Below are 12,726 nucleotides of genomic sequence, written 5' to 3'. Positions count from 1 at the left end.
CTTGGGACTCAGCCGTTGGCGGCGATGTCCGCCAGCACCGCGGCGATCGTCCGCACCGGGACACCCGTGCCGCCCTTGCCGGTGTAGCCCCACGGCGCGCCGGTGTTGAACGACGGGCCCGCGATGTCGATGTGGACCCAGTCGAGGCCGTCGGCGACGAACTCGCGTAGGAAGATCCCGGCCGCGAGCATGCCGCCCCAGCGGTGGCCCGTCACGTTGGCCAGGTCGGCCAGGCGCGAGTCGAGGTCGGCGCGCAGCTCCTCCGGCAGCGGCATCGCCCAGCCGTTCTCGCCGGTGGCCTGCATGACGCCGGCGACGCGGTCGCGGAAGTCGTCGGAGCCCATCACGCCGGCGGTGCGGTTGCCGAGCGCGACGACCTGGGCGCCGGTGAGCGTCGAGGTCTCGATCAGGTAGTCCGGGTTCTCCTCGGCCGCGCGCACCATCGCGTCGACCAGCACGAGCCGGCCCTCGGCGTCGGTGTTGAGGACCTCGACGGTCTTGCCGCCGTACATGGTCAGCACGTCACCCGGGCGGTACGACGTCCCCGACGGCAGGTTCTCCGCCAGCGGGATGTGCGCGACGACTTCCAGCGGGTACTTCAGCTTCGCCGCCAGCACCACGGACGCCAGCACGCCGGCCGCGCCGGACATGTCCGAGGTCATGTGGTCCATGTTCGCGGCGGGCTTGAGCGAGATGCCGCCCGAGTCGAACGTGATGCCCTTGCCGACCAGCGCGACCTTCTTGGCGGCCTTGGCCGGCTTGTAGGCGATGCGCACCAGGCGCGGCTGGCGCGCGGAGCCGCCGCCGACGCCGAGGATGCCGCCGAAGCCCTTGCGCTTGAGGGCCTTCTCGTCGAGGACCTCGAACTCGAGGCCGTTGTCCTCGGCCAGCTTCTTCGCACGGTCGGCGAAGGAAGCCGGGTAGAGGTCGTTCGGCGGGGTGTTGATCAGGTCGCGGGCGGTGAGGACGGCCTCGGCGATGCTGGTGGCGGCCTTCAGCGTCGCCTTGTGCTCGCGGGCTGTCGCGTCGGCAGGGCTCGCGAAGTCGACCTTCGCGACCGGCGCGTCGCCCTTCTCGGAGCGGTAGGCGGTGAAGACGTAGGAGCCGAGGATCGTGCCCTCGACGGCGGCCTGCAGGTCGAGCTCCGAGAGCGTCACGAAGGCGCGGTCGGTGCCGGCCAGCGCGCGACCGGCGGCCCCGGCGGCGCGGCGGACCTGCTCGGGGGTGACGCCGTCACCCTCCTTGCCCAGGCCGACGGCCAGGACAACACCGGCACCGAGCTTGCCGAGCGTCGGGATCTTGACGACCTCTTCGGCCTTGCCGCTGGCGCCGAGGGTGGCGAGCAGCCCGGCGAGGCGGCCGTCGAAGGCGGCGTCCACGGCGGCGGCGCCCGCGGCGAGCAGCGGGCCGTCCTCGCCGGCCAGGGTGCCGATGACGATCACGTCGGCGCGCGTCTTGGCCAGTGCCTCCCCGGTGTTGTCGGACAGGGCGAGCTTAGGCACGGTCACTTCTGGCTCCTCGCGCGTTCGCGGTGGTACCGGGCGCCGGCCCGGTCGGGATCGTGAGCCATGCTAATGACGACCGGACCACGGGTGAACAGAGGGAGAGGGAGGGCCGCGTGCGGCTGGGCGGTGGGCTGCTGGTGGTGCTGGCGGCCGGAGCGGCGGGCGCGGGCTGGTGGCTGCTCGCCGGGCTCGTGCTGGCGGCCATCGCCGCGGGCGTGACGGCCCGGGTCCCGGAACCGGGGGACGCGCAGGTCGACCGGGTCGTGGTGGCCGTCGCGCGGCTGGCCGAGGTGACGATCTACGCGATCGCGTTCGGCGCCTACGTCTTCCCCTCGCACCGGGAACCGGCGGCCGCGGGGTTCGCCGTGGTGGTGACCGGCGCCGGGTTCGCCGGGCTGAAGATCCCGACGATCGTCGTACGGATCGCCGGTGGGCTGCTGCTCGTGGCGGGGCTCGTCCTGGTCGCGCTGTGCGTGGCCGTGGCGCCCGTGTCGACGGTCGGGGGCGGGCTGCAGACCCCGGACTTCGCCGGCGTGCTCGTCGCCGCGGTGGTGGCGCTGCCGTTCCTGCGGCCCAGGGGCCGCGAGGGTGCGGGCTGGCGCGTCCTGCTGCTCGGTGCGGTCGCCGTGCTGGCCGCCTTCGCCGCGCTGTACCAGCTCGGCGCCGTCCGGCTCGGGCTTTCCTTGACGTCGTTGCGCGACCTGCTTTCGGCCGCCGACGCGGACTCGCTGCAGCCGCTGCTGACGGTCGTCGCCGTGGTCGCCACCGTGGTGCCGGCGCTCGCCGCCGGCGCCGAGGTCCGGGAGCGGGCCGGCGTGCCGGGGCTCGCGGGGATCGCCGTCGCCGCGGTGGCCGCGTACTTCCTGCCGGCGCTGCCCGTGCTCGTCGTCGCGGGCCTGGTGACCGTGATCGAGCTGCTACTGGGCGTACGCGCGCGCCGGTACAGTGAGTCGCGTGAGTGATCGACGCTGGCGGCCGGGGCAGACCGTGGTCGAACGGTTCCACCGTCCCGACGGCTCGATCGGCCAGGTCCACCCGCTGCGCGTGCTCGCCGACGACGGCCGCGTGCTGCTCGCCTGGCTGCCGGCCGGCACGCCGATCGTCGGCAGCAGGCTCGTGGACGGCCGGCACATGGCGGACGCGCCCCTGGACCAGCGGTTCCGCATCCCGCGCGTGCCCGTGCCCGACTTCTGGCACCGCACGTCCACGCTGCGGCGCATCGCCGACGACGAGTGGTCGTCGGTGTGGTGGTTCTTCGACGCCGCCGGGGAGTTCACGAACTGGTACGTCAACCTCGAGGTCCCGCTCGGGCGGACCCCGGCCGGGGTGGACCGCATCGACGGCGTCCTGGACGTCGTCGTCGAGCGGGACGGCACCTGGCGCTGGGACGACGAGGACGAGGCCGAGGTCGCGATCGACGCCGGCCGCCTGACGCACGAGCAGCTCGACCGGCTGCGCGCCGAAGGCGAGCGGATCGGCGCGCTGGCCGAGCGCGGCGCCTACCCGTTCGACGGGACGGACACCGGCTTCCGGCCGGACCCCGGCTGGCCGGCGCCCGAACTGCCGCCGGGCCTGCTCGAAGAGCTCAGCCTGCGGTCAGGAGAAGGATCAGCGCCAGCACCGCGTTGACGACCGCGAGGATGACCACCGACTTCGTCGGGAGCACCTTCGGGAACGCCTTGCCGTGGATCTTCCGCCACCACACGACGCCGAAGACGCCCGCGACGAGGCCGAGGAAGCCGCCGAAGCCGCTGCTGAGCACGGCCCAGCCGACCATGCCGAGCAGGCCGACGCCGAAGGTCAGCAGCACCGCGGTGACGAACGTCTTGACGTCGGCCCCGCCGGTCTTGGGCCGGGGCACCGGCTCCGTGGAGTGGTAGGTCACGGTGTCATCCTAGGGTCATCCCGGCGTGAACGCGGGGAGGTGGCGGGACCGCCCGGAACAGTGGGACATCCGACTAACGCGTGTCCGACCAAACGGTATCGTGTAGCCATGACCACCTCGACGCAGTTCGCCCATGTCCCGCACCCGAGTCCTGCGAGCGCGGACCGTGTCGCGGAGGTACTCGAGACGCCCGGTTTCGGGCTCTACTTCACCGACCACATGGTGACCGTCAAGTGGTCGAAGGCCGACGGCTGGCACGACGCCCAGGTCGGCCCCTACGCCCCGTTCACGCTCGACCCGGCGACGTCGGTGCTGCACTACGGCCAGGCCATCTTCGAGGGTCTCAAGGCCTACCGCCAGCCGGACGGCTCGATCGCGTCGTTCCGCCCGGACGCCAACGCCGCGCGGTTCCGGCAGTCGGCCGAGCGGCTCGCGATGCCGCAGCTGCCCGAAGAGATCTTCGTCGAGTCGCTGCGGGAGCTCGTCGCCGTCGACGGCCGGTGGGTGCCCACCCGTCAGGGTGATTCGCTCTACCTGCGGCCGTTCATGATCTCGACGTCCACCGGGCTCGGCGTCAACAGCCCGGCCGCCGACTACGTGTACACCGTCATCGCGTCCCCGGCCGGCTCGTACTTCTCCGGTGGCGTGAAGCCGGTGAGCGTCTGGCTGTCGACGGAGTACGTCCGCGCGGCGCCCGGCGGCACCGGCGCGGCGAAGTGCGCCGGCAACTACGCGGCGTCGTTCGTCGCGCAGGCGCAGGCCGTGGAGAAGGGCTGCGACCAGGTCGTCTGGCTCGACGCGGTGGAGCGGCGCTGGGTCGAGGAGATGGGCGGGATGAACCTGTTCTTCGTCTTCGGCGCCGGCGAGAACGCCCGGGTCGTGACGCCGGAGCTGACCGGCTCGCTGCTGCCCGGCGTCACCCGCAAGTCGCTGCTGCAGCTCGCTTCGCGGCTCGGGTACAAGGTCGAGGAGCGGCGGATCTCCACCGAGGAGTGGGAGAAGGCGGCGGCCTCGGGTGAGCTGACCGAGACGTTCGCGTGCGGCACGGCGGCGGTGATCACCCCGGTCGGGCACGTCAAGCACGCGAACGGCGAGTTCACCATCGCCGACGGGCAGCCGGGCAAGCTGACGATGAAGCTGCGCGAAGAGCTGACGGGCATCCAGGAGGGCACCCGCCCCGACACCGACCAGTGGATGGTCCCGCTCGGCTGAAGCTCAAAGCCGTGAAGGCCTCCTTACCGGCTCAAGAAGCCGGTAAGGAGGCCTTCACGGCTTTTCGGGGTCAGGAGGCCGTCGCGGGGATGAGCGGGCCGGAGACGCCGGCCTGCTCGTGCGTCGCGGTTTCGGCCAGGACGCGGGCGGCCATCATCAGCAGCGGCAACGCCGTCACCGCGCCGGTGCCTTCGCCCAGGCGGACGTCCAGCTCCAGCAGCGGGCCGAGGTCGAGGTGCTCCAGCGCGAGCGAGTGGGCGGGTTCGGCGGTCCGCTGCCCGGCCACCCACCAGCGGCGGGCACCCGGCGCGAGGTCCTCGGCGACGAGTGCCGCGGCGCACGCGACGAGCCCGTCCAGCACTACCGGTGTCCGGCGGGCCGCGGCCTGGGCCAGGAACCCGGCCATCGCCGCGATGTCCGCGCCCGCCGTGGTGCGCAGCAGGTCGACGGGGTTCGCCAGGACCGCGCGGGCCCGGCGCAGCGCGTCGCGCACCGCCGTCGCCTTGCGCATCCACGCGTCGTCGTCGATGCCGGAGCCGCGGCCGACCACCGCGACCGGCTCGGTGCCGGTCAGCGCCGCCACCAGGACCGACGACGGCGTGCTGTTGCCGATCCCGAGGTCACCGGGGATGAGCAGGTCCGCGCCGCCGTCGACCTCGGCGTCGGCGATCGCGATCCCGGCGCGGATCGCGGCCTTGACCTCGTCGGCGGTCAGGGCGTCCTCGACGTCGATGGACCCGGAGCCGCGGCGGACCTTGTACTCGCCGATCGAGCGCGTCGCGGGAGCTTCGGAGTCCACGGCCATGTCGACCACGCGGACGCTCGCCCCCGCGGCGGCGGCCAGGACGTTGATCGCGGCGCCGCCGGTCAGCATCGTGCCCAGGAGCTGTGAGGTGACTTCGGCGGGATAGGCCGAGACGCCCTTCGCGGCGATGCCGTGGTCGCCGGCGAACACGATGACGCGCGGCCGGGTGAACGGCCGTGGCGGCGACTGGCCCTGGCAGGCCGCGATCCAGACGCCCAGCTCCTCGAGCCTGCCCAGCGACCCGGCCGGCTTGACCAGCTTGTCGTGCAGGGCGATCGCGGCCGACCGGGCGTGGTCGTCGGGCGGGGTGATCTCGGGGAACTCGATGTCTTCCGGCTCCACACCAGGCCCTTTCTCGTCCACGGCAGCGCTCGTGACAACGCTCATGACAACGCCGTGGCCAACCTACCGGGACGGCGCTGCCGGTAGTCTCGCGGCTCGTGGAGACGACGGCGGCCGCGGTGGTGCTGGCCAGCGGCGCGGGCACCCGCGTCGGCGCGAAGCTGAACAAGGTCTACCTGCCCCTGGCCGGCCGCCGGGTGGTCGCCTGGTCGCTGGACGCCTTCAAGCGCGTCCCCGGCATCGGCGTGCTCGTGCTGGTCATCCGGCCGCAGGACCGCGAACTCGCCGAAGAAGTGGCCGGCGGCGACGTCGAGATCGTGCACGGCGGGGACACGCGCCAGGCGTCCGAGCTGAACGCGCTGCGCCACCTTGCGCCGAGAATTGCGGGCGGCCGGGTCGACGCCGTGCTGCTGCACGACGCGGCCCGGCCGCTGGTCCACCCCGAACTGGTCGGTGCGGTGTTGGCCCGGACACGCGAGGACGGGGGGGCTGTGCCGGGCCTGGCCGCGGACGACGTCGTCGAGGTGGATGCCGGGCACCTGGTCGCCCAGGTGCCCGGCGCGATCCGCGTCCAGACGCCTCAGGGCTTCCGGGCCGGACCGCTGCTCGAGGCCTACGAAAAGGCCGAGCGTGAAGGTTTCTCGGGGACGGACACTTCGTCCTGCATGGAGCGGTTCTCCTCCCTGCCGATCCGCTGGGTCCCGGGGGCTCCCGAGAACCTCAAGATCACCTATCCCCACGACCTCGTGGTCGCGGAGCGGCTGCTCGCCCGCCGAGCCTGAAGACCGCTAGGCGCACGCGGGCGGGCCGCCACCGTCGTCCCGTTGCGTTTCCGTGGTGCCCGTCGGCCGGATCGTCACGTCGTGGCGCAGTTCCGGCGGGATGTGGCACTGCGGCTGTGGCCGCAGCGCCTGCAGCGGCGCGCCCGGGGTGCCGGGCTCCGCCAGGGTGAGCACCGCCCGCAGCGTCCAGACCGGGGTGGCGTGGTACTGCCAGGTCACCACCCGTGGGCTGAACACGTCGGTGCCCGGGAACAGGGGCACGCGGTAGGCGCTGGCGCGGTGCTCGTCCCGGAGCACGATGACGTCCGCGCAGGTCGGCCACGTGTGCACCGCGGCGTAGATCTCCGGGGCCTCGCGGCCGCCGAACAGGTGCAGCACCCACTTGCGGCGCCGGAGTTCCTCGAGGAGTTGCTCGAGGCCCGGGCCGCTGGAACCGCTGTGCGCTGTGGGCGGGGACACACTTTCGAGGGTAACTTGCGCACTAGAGCGCAGTCCAGCTTGTGTACTAGTACACCTGGGTGGTTCTGAACAGGCCTTTGTGGGAGACACCCCGGCGTGCTAGAACACTTGTGCGTGTTGTCCCCGTGAGGAGCCGCCTTGCCCACCCTCGATCGTCCTGAGCCGCCGTACCTGCAGATCGCGGGCCGGATCCGGGAAGACATCCTGTCCGGCCGGCTGCAAGAGGGCGACGCGGTGCCGTCCGCCCGCGAGATCGCGCGCACGTGGGCCGTCGCCATGGCGACGGCCACCAAGGTCCTGGCCACGCTGCGCTCGCAAGGGCTCGTGCGCCCGGTGCGCGGCGTCGGCACGGTCGTCGACCGCGGCGGCCTGCACCGCACGGCCCGCGACAGAACCGCCGCTTCGGCGCGGACGGGCCGGATCTACCCGCCCGGCCACTACGCCGTGATCCGGTCGGCCGGCCTCGAGCAGGCGCCCGAACGCGCCGCGGCCGCGCTGGGCCTGGAGGAGGGCGCCCCGGCGATCCGGCGGCGGCGTACCACCTACGGGCCGGACTCGCGGCCGCTGTCGACGTCGACGTCGTGGTTCGACGGCACGCTGTCGGCCAAGGCGCCGGCGCTGCTGGTGCCCGAGCGGATCGTCGAGGGCACCGCGGCCCACGCGGCCGCCCGGCTCGGCACGAAGATCGCGACGACGCAGGAACGACACGCGGCCGGCCGCGCGAGCGAGGCGGAGGCGGCCGAACTGGTGCTGCCCGCCGGGTCGCCGGTGCTGCTGGGCCGGAGCACCTTCCTGGCGGCCGACGGGACGGTCGTCGAGTACGGTGAGTCCGCCGCCTTGCCCGACCACTGGGTTTTCTACGAGTACACGACTGAGGACGGCGAATGAAGCACATCCACGCGGGCAAGGTCCGCGACCTGTACGAGCTCGACGGCGGGGACATCCTGCTCGTCGCGTCCGACCGGGTCTCGGTCTACGACGTCTCGCTGCCGACGCCGATCCCGGACAAGGGCGCGCTGCTCAACCAGCTGTCGGCGTGGTGGTTCGAGCGGATGTCCGGCGTGGTCCCGAACCACGTCGTGTCGACGACCGACGTCCCGGAAGAGTTCGCCGGACGCGCGATGCGCTGCAAGCCGCTGAAGATGGTCCAGGTCGAGTGCATCGCGCGCGGTCACCTCGCCGGCCTCGGCCTGCGCGAGTACCAGCGCGACGGCAAGATCTCCGGCGTCGCGCTGCCGCCGGGGCTGGTCGAGGGCGACAAGCTGCCGGAGCCGATCTTCACGCCGACGACGAAGATCTCCGACACCGGGCACGACGAGTTCATGACCTTCGACGAGGTGCTGAACGAGATCGGCGAAGACACCGCGAAGCGGCTTCGCGAGCTGACGCTGGAGATCTACACGAAGGGCGCGGCGCACGCTGCGAAGCAGGGCGTGATCATCGCGGACACGAAGCTGGAGTTCGGCTTCGACGCCGACGGCACGCTGACCCTCGGCGACGAGGTCCTGACGTCGGACTCGTCGCGCTTCTGGCCCGCCGACGAATGGGAGCCGGGCCGTCCGCAGCACGCGTTCGACAAGCAGTTCGTCCGCGACTGGTCGCGGAGCACCGGCTGGGACCAGACCCCGCCCGGTCCGGAGATCCCTCCCGAGATCGTCGAGCAGACGCGGCAGCGCTACACCGAGGTCTACGAACGGATCACCGGGAAGACCTGGGTCCGTGGGTGACTGTGACCCGTACCAGCTGATCGACGACGTCGAGACGCTGCTCACCTCGCGCGGGCTCGCCCCCGAGCGGCTGCCCGGGCGTGGCGGCGACCGGCTGGCCGGTGCCAGCCGCCTCCTGCGCGGGTTCGGGCTGGAGCCCCGGATGGCCCCCGAGGACGCGTTCGACCTCGGGGTGCCGTTCCAGGGGCGGATCAACCAGGACTGAACCACTCGAAAACTAGGGACTCTTCGTCAGGCTCGCGTCGCGCTCGACGACGTCACCGAGGACGTCGTCGATGGCGGTCAGCAGGTCGGCGTCGAGCTTCTTGCCGGCGGCCTTGACGTTCTCGTGCACCTGCTCCGGGCGCGAAGCCCCGATGATCGCCGAGGCGACGTTCGGGTTCTGCAGCACCCAGGCGACGGCCAGCTGCGCGAGCGACAGGTCAGCCTGCTTGGCAAGGGGTTCCAGCTCGGCGACGCGCTTGAGGACGTTCTCGTCGAGGAAGCGGGCGACCATGTTGGCGCCGCCCTTCTCGTCGGTCGCACGCGAGCCGGCGGGGTAGTCCTGGCCGGGCTTGTACTTGCCGGTGAGGACGCCCTGCGCGATCGGCGACCAGACGATCTGGCTCAGGCCTTCGCGCTCGGAAGCCGGGATGACCTGGTCCTCGATGACGCGCCAGAGCATGTTGTACTGCGGCTGGTTGGAGACGAAGGGGATCTTCAGCTCCCGCGCGAGGGCGGCACCGCGGCTGATCTGCTCGCCGGTCCACTCGGAGACGCCGACGTAGAGCACCTTGCCCTGGCGGACGAGGTCGGCGAAGGCGAGCATGGTCTCTTCGAGCGGAACGGTCCGGTCGAACCGGTGCGCCTGGTAGAGGTCGAGGTAGTCGGTGCCGAGCCGCTCGAGGGAGGCGTTGGCCGACTCCATGATGTGCTTGCGGGACAGGCCCTTGTCGTTGGGGCCCTTGGGGCCGGTGGGCCAGAAGACCTTCGTGAAGATCTCCAGGCTTTCCCGCCGCTGCCCCTTGAGACCGCGCCCGAGCACGGACTCGGCGGCGGTGTTGGCGTAGACGTCGGCGGTGTCGAAGGTGGTGATGCCGGCGTCGAGGGCGGCCTTGATGCAGGCGTGGGCCTGGTCCTCCTCGACCTGGGAACCGTGGGTGAGCCAGTTCCCGTACGAGATCTCACTGACGTTGAGGCCGCTGCGGCCGAGACGACGAAACTCCATGGGTGCGAGCTTAGGCGGTAATCGTTTGCTTAGCTAACGACCCTGGAGTGACTCCAGCCTCGCTCGAGCGGGTCGCGGGCAGCAAGAAGGCGGGTGGAGGCTCGCTCCACCCGCCTTCTCGAAATCAGCTCAGTTCGAAACCGGCTCAGTTGGGAATCGGGTCCCCCGGCTTCAGCCGCGGCTTCGGCACCCGCAGCCGCCGGATCTGCGAAGCCCGGACGAACGCGTACCAGCCGATCGACCGGCCGCTCACCGCTTCCTTCGGGAACTTCTCCCGCACCAGCTTCGCGATCTTGCGGCCGTTCACGAAGCCCTCGATCGCCATCACCAGCAGCATCGCCGTGCACAGCAGCGTGATGTACGACTGCACCTGGGGCAGCGGCACCAGCAGCGCCAGGAACACCAGGATCGCCAGCGGCATGAACAGGCCGAGCAGGTTGCGCCGCGTGTCGACCAGGTCGCGGACGTACGCCTTCACCGGCCCGCGGTCGCGGGGGAGCAGGTACTTGTCGTCACCCGCCATCATGCGGTCGCGCCGGAGCTTGGCCGCCGCGCGGCGGTCGTCCTTGGTCTGCGGGTTCGACTTGCGGAGCTCCTTGTTGCGCTTCATCGCCTCCCGCATGGAGGTGGGCGGCGGCGCCACCGGGCCGCGTCGCTTCGCCTCGGCGTCGCGGCGCTTCGGCGTAGCCTTGCCCTTACCGGGCGTGTACGACTTGCCGTTGACGTCGACGGCTTCCGTCGCCTCCGGCTCGTCGGCGGCGGTGTCTGTGGTGCTTCGGCGCAGGAACCTCACCTCACCAGGGTATTGCAGGCGTCACGCCGCCGTTCACCAGGTCGATCGATGTGCGACCATGGTGGGGGAACAGAACGGACGCTCCGGGTGTTGAGCACGTCAGCACGAGGACTATCCGCAGTGAGTTCGAACTTAGAGGGAGTGCCATGACGACCGCTGAGCACGCCGGCGCGACGCAGGCCGAGACCGCCGAAGAGACCCATGGCGTCACGCTGACCGACGCCGCGGCTTCCAAGGCGAAGGCCCTGCTCGAGCAGGAGGGCCGGGACGACATGCACCTGCGCATCGCCGTCCAGCCCGGTGGCTGCGCGGGCCTGCGCTACCAGCTGTTCTTCGACGAGCGTTCGCTCGACGGCGACCTCTTCCGCGACTTCGACGGCCTCAAGGTCGCCGTGGACCGGATGAGCGCGCCGTACGTGTCGGAAGCCGTCATCGACTTCGTGGACACGATCGAGAAGCAGGGCTTCACGATCGACAACCCGAACGCCACCGGCTCCTGTGCCTGCGGCGATTCGTTCCACTGAGTCTCAGCAGCACGTGAGAAGGCCCCGCCTCCGTTCGGAGGGCGGGGCCTTCTTCGTCTCTGCGGACTACACGAAGGCGTCGAGCTCCGCGACCTGGGCGTGGCACGCCTCGTCGACCTGCCACGGCTTGGCCGTGACGCGGGGCAGCGGAAGGTCCTCCGCCTGGAGTGTCGCCGGGATGAGCGCGCAGTCGGCGATCAGCTCGGACAGGGTCTCGGGTTCGGTGACGGCGTTCACGATTCGTAACGCTATTGATCCGCTCTCGACTGGAGAAGGAGTACCAGCCGGTAGTGTCGGCTGGGCGTGCGCGAACTACCCGGACGGGTCATGACCCGGGGGTAACTTCGCGCCTTTTGCCGTGAGGTCGACCACATAAGGAGCAGCCCGTGGCAGCCAAAGCCAGGATCGCGGTGTCCGGCAGTATCGCGACCGACCACCTCATGCACTTCCCGGGCAGGTTCGCGGAGCAGCTGGTCGCCGAGCAGTTGCACCGGGTTTCGCTGAGCTTCCTCGCCGACGACCTCGTGGTCCGGCGCGGCGGCATCGGCGCGAACATCGCCTTCGGTCTCGGGGTGCTCGGCGTGCGGCCGGTGCTCGTGGGCGCCGTGGGCGCCGACTTCGCGGACTACCGCTCCTGGCTGGAGCGCCACGGCGTCGACACGTCCGGGGTGCACGTCTCCGAGGTCGCGCACACCGCGCGGTTCGTCTGCACGACCGACGAGGACCTCTGCCAGATCGCGACGTTCTACGCCGGCGCGATGGCCGAGTCCCGCAACATCGAGCTGCAGCCGATCGCCGAGCGCGCCGGCGCGCTCAGCCTGGTGCTGATCAGCCCGGACGACCCGGAGGGCATGGTCCGCCACGCCGACGAGTGCCGCCAGCGCGGGTACGAGTTCGCCGTCGACCCGTCGCAGCAGCTGGCCCGCATGACCGGCGAGCAGGCGCGCGCGTTCGTGGCCGGCGCGAAGTACCTGTTCAGCAACGACTACGAGTGGGAGCTGCTGCTCCAGAAGACCGGCTGGACCGAGTCCGACGTGCTCGACCAGGTCGGCCTGCGGATCACGACGCTGGGGGAGAAGGGCGTCGAGATCGTCGGCAAGGCGGGCGTCGCCCTGCAGATCGGCGCGGTCCCCGAGCGCGCGAAGGCCGACCCGACGGGCGTCGGCGACGGCTTCCGCGCGGGCTTCCTGGCGGGTCTCGACGGCGGCCTCAACGTGGAGCGCTCGGCCCAGCTCGGCTCGCTGATCGCGGTGCTGGTGCTGGAGACGGTGGGCACCCAGGAGTGGACGTTCGACCGCGCGGACGCGCTGGCCCGCATCGGCGAGGCGTTCGGCCCGGACGCGGCGGACGAGATCTCGGCGGTCCTGCCCGCCTGACGCACGCCGTCGTGAGTGAGAAACAGTGTTAGAACACTGTTTCTCCCCCACGACCGCACCCGAAGCTCACGTTCGAGCGGCAGGAGATCGTCTCGCTCTGCCGCAGCAC

The 12,726-nt window shown here is 71.5% G+C and carries 16 protein-coding genes; 9 read left to right on the top strand and 7 right to left on the bottom strand.

Annotated features, from left to right (window positions below):
• Positions 1-8: 8 nt before the first annotated feature.
• Positions 9-1,508, bottom strand: a complete 1,500-nt coding sequence (locus AB0M59_RS42390) for a leucyl aminopeptidase (protein ID WP_364627139.1) — start codon at positions 1,506-1,508, stop codon at positions 9-11.
• Between the two features lie 110 nt (positions 1,509-1,618).
• Between AB0M59_RS42390 and AB0M59_RS42385 the strand changes: the two genes are divergently transcribed.
• Both AB0M59_RS42385 and AB0M59_RS42380 read left to right on the top strand, forming a co-directional pair.
• The gene (locus AB0M59_RS42385; RefSeq protein ID WP_364627138.1) at positions 1,619-2,467 is read left to right on the top strand and encodes a hypothetical protein; all 849 of its coding nucleotides are present in this window, start codon (positions 1,619-1,621) and stop codon (positions 2,465-2,467) included.
• Entirely contained in the window at positions 2,460-3,134 is a 675-nt protein-coding gene (locus tag AB0M59_RS42380) for a DUF402 domain-containing protein (protein WP_364627136.1), read from the top strand. The genes AB0M59_RS42385 and AB0M59_RS42380 overlap by 8 nt, the downstream gene beginning before the upstream one ends.
• On the opposite strand, the gene AB0M59_RS42375 is transcribed toward AB0M59_RS42380, so the two are convergent.
• Entirely contained in the window at positions 3,091-3,390 is a 300-nt protein-coding gene (locus AB0M59_RS42375; protein WP_364627134.1) for a hypothetical protein, read from the bottom strand. The genes AB0M59_RS42380 and AB0M59_RS42375 overlap by 44 nt on opposite strands.
• 108 nt (positions 3,391-3,498) lie before the next feature.
• On the opposite strand from AB0M59_RS42375, the gene AB0M59_RS42370 reads away from it, so the two are divergent.
• A complete protein-coding gene (locus AB0M59_RS42370; protein WP_364627132.1) occupies positions 3,499-4,602 on the top strand; it encodes a branched-chain amino acid aminotransferase in 1,104 nt (367 codons plus the stop codon).
• Between the two features lie 70 nt (positions 4,603-4,672).
• Here the strand turns inward: AB0M59_RS42370 and cobT are convergent, their stop codons facing one another.
• Positions 4,673-5,749 carry a nicotinate-nucleotide--dimethylbenzimidazole phosphoribosyltransferase gene (cobT, locus tag AB0M59_RS42365; protein WP_364627188.1) on the bottom strand — a complete coding sequence of 359 codons (1,077 nt, stop codon included), beginning with the start codon at positions 5,747-5,749 and terminating at the stop codon, positions 4,673-4,675.
• 98 nt (positions 5,750-5,847) lie between these two features.
• Here cobT and AB0M59_RS42360 point away from each other — a divergent pair, with 98 nt between their 5' ends.
• Positions 5,848-6,531 carry an IspD/TarI family cytidylyltransferase gene (locus AB0M59_RS42360; protein WP_364627130.1) on the top strand — a complete coding sequence of 228 codons (684 nt, stop codon included), beginning with the start codon at positions 5,848-5,850 and terminating at the stop codon, positions 6,529-6,531.
• Between the two features lie 6 nt (positions 6,532-6,537).
• Here AB0M59_RS42360 and AB0M59_RS42355 read toward each other — a convergent pair whose 3' ends face one another.
• Positions 6,538-6,990, bottom strand: a complete 453-nt coding sequence (locus AB0M59_RS42355; protein ID WP_364627128.1) for a hypothetical protein — start codon at positions 6,988-6,990, stop codon at positions 6,538-6,540.
• A gap of 138 nt (positions 6,991-7,128) precedes the next feature.
• Here AB0M59_RS42355 and AB0M59_RS42350 point away from each other — a divergent pair, with 138 nt between their 5' ends.
• Genes AB0M59_RS42350 through AB0M59_RS42340 form a run of 3 tightly spaced genes read left to right on the top strand, consistent with a single transcriptional unit; the run spans position 7,129 to position 8,922 of the window.
• A complete protein-coding gene (locus tag AB0M59_RS42350) occupies positions 7,129-7,878 on the top strand; it encodes a GntR family transcriptional regulator (protein WP_364627126.1) in 750 nt (249 codons plus the stop codon).
• Positions 7,875-8,717 (top strand): phosphoribosylaminoimidazolesuccinocarboxamide synthase, encoded by an 843-nt coding sequence (locus AB0M59_RS42345; RefSeq protein WP_364627124.1) that lies wholly within the window; start codon positions 7,875-7,877, stop codon positions 8,715-8,717. Before AB0M59_RS42350 ends, AB0M59_RS42345 begins: the two co-directional genes overlap by 4 nt.
• On the top strand, positions 8,710-8,922 hold the full coding sequence (locus tag AB0M59_RS42340) for a hypothetical protein (protein WP_364627122.1): 213 nt from the start codon (positions 8,710-8,712) through the stop codon (positions 8,920-8,922). Before AB0M59_RS42345 ends, AB0M59_RS42340 begins: the two co-directional genes overlap by 8 nt.
• A gap of 12 nt (positions 8,923-8,934) precedes the next feature.
• Here AB0M59_RS42340 and AB0M59_RS42335 read toward each other — a convergent pair whose 3' ends face one another.
• Together AB0M59_RS42335 and AB0M59_RS42330 are read right to left on the bottom strand one after the other, a co-directional pair.
• Entirely contained in the window at positions 8,935-9,924 is a 990-nt protein-coding gene (locus AB0M59_RS42335) for an aldo/keto reductase family protein (RefSeq protein ID WP_364627120.1), read from the bottom strand.
• A gap of 145 nt (positions 9,925-10,069) precedes the next feature.
• Positions 10,070-10,717: a DUF3043 domain-containing protein gene (locus AB0M59_RS42330; RefSeq protein WP_364627119.1), complete on the bottom strand. Its 648-nt coding sequence runs from the start codon at positions 10,715-10,717 to the stop codon at positions 10,070-10,072.
• A 146-nt stretch (positions 10,718-10,863) separates the two neighbouring features.
• Here AB0M59_RS42330 and AB0M59_RS42325 point away from each other — a divergent pair, with 146 nt between their 5' ends.
• Positions 10,864-11,241, top strand: coding sequence for an iron-sulfur cluster assembly accessory protein (locus AB0M59_RS42325; RefSeq protein ID WP_086681079.1), 378 nt, complete (start codon positions 10,864-10,866; stop codon positions 11,239-11,241).
• Positions 11,242-11,307: 66 nt separating this feature from the next.
• On the opposite strand, the gene AB0M59_RS42320 is transcribed toward AB0M59_RS42325, so the two are convergent.
• On the bottom strand, positions 11,308-11,478 hold the full coding sequence (locus AB0M59_RS42320; RefSeq protein ID WP_364627117.1) for a hypothetical protein: 171 nt from the start codon (positions 11,476-11,478) through the stop codon (positions 11,308-11,310).
• 149 nt (positions 11,479-11,627) lie between these two features.
• Here AB0M59_RS42320 and AB0M59_RS42315 point away from each other — a divergent pair, with 149 nt between their 5' ends.
• Positions 11,628-12,617: a carbohydrate kinase family protein gene (locus tag AB0M59_RS42315; protein WP_364627116.1), complete on the top strand. Its 990-nt coding sequence runs from the start codon at positions 11,628-11,630 to the stop codon at positions 12,615-12,617.
• Positions 12,618-12,726: the final 109 nt, after the last annotated feature.

It is taken from the genome of Amycolatopsis sp. NPDC051371 (assembly GCF_040682155.1).
In the GTDB taxonomy this organism is placed as follows: Bacteria; Actinomycetota; Actinomycetes; order Mycobacteriales; family Pseudonocardiaceae; genus Amycolatopsis.
The sequence above is the reverse complement of the archived record's forward strand: the minus strand, read 5'-3'. Positions and strand labels throughout refer to the sequence as shown.

Bases quoted from the DNA above. Each gene is read 5' to 3' on its own strand.
- AB0M59_RS42370 (WP_364627132.1), top strand. From the start codon at position 3,499: ATGACCACCTCGACGCAGTTCGCCCATGTCCCGCACCCGAGTCCTGCG.
- AB0M59_RS42345 (WP_364627124.1), top strand. From the start codon at position 7,875: ATGAAGCACATCCACGCGGGCAAGGTCCGCGACCTGTACGAGCTCGAC.
- AB0M59_RS42335 (WP_364627120.1), bottom strand. From the start codon at position 9,924: ATGGAGTTTCGTCGTCTCGGCCGCAGCGGCCTCAACGTCAGTGAGATC.
- AB0M59_RS42325 (WP_086681079.1), top strand. From the start codon at position 10,864: ATGACGACCGCTGAGCACGCCGGCGCGACGCAGGCCGAGACCGCCGAA.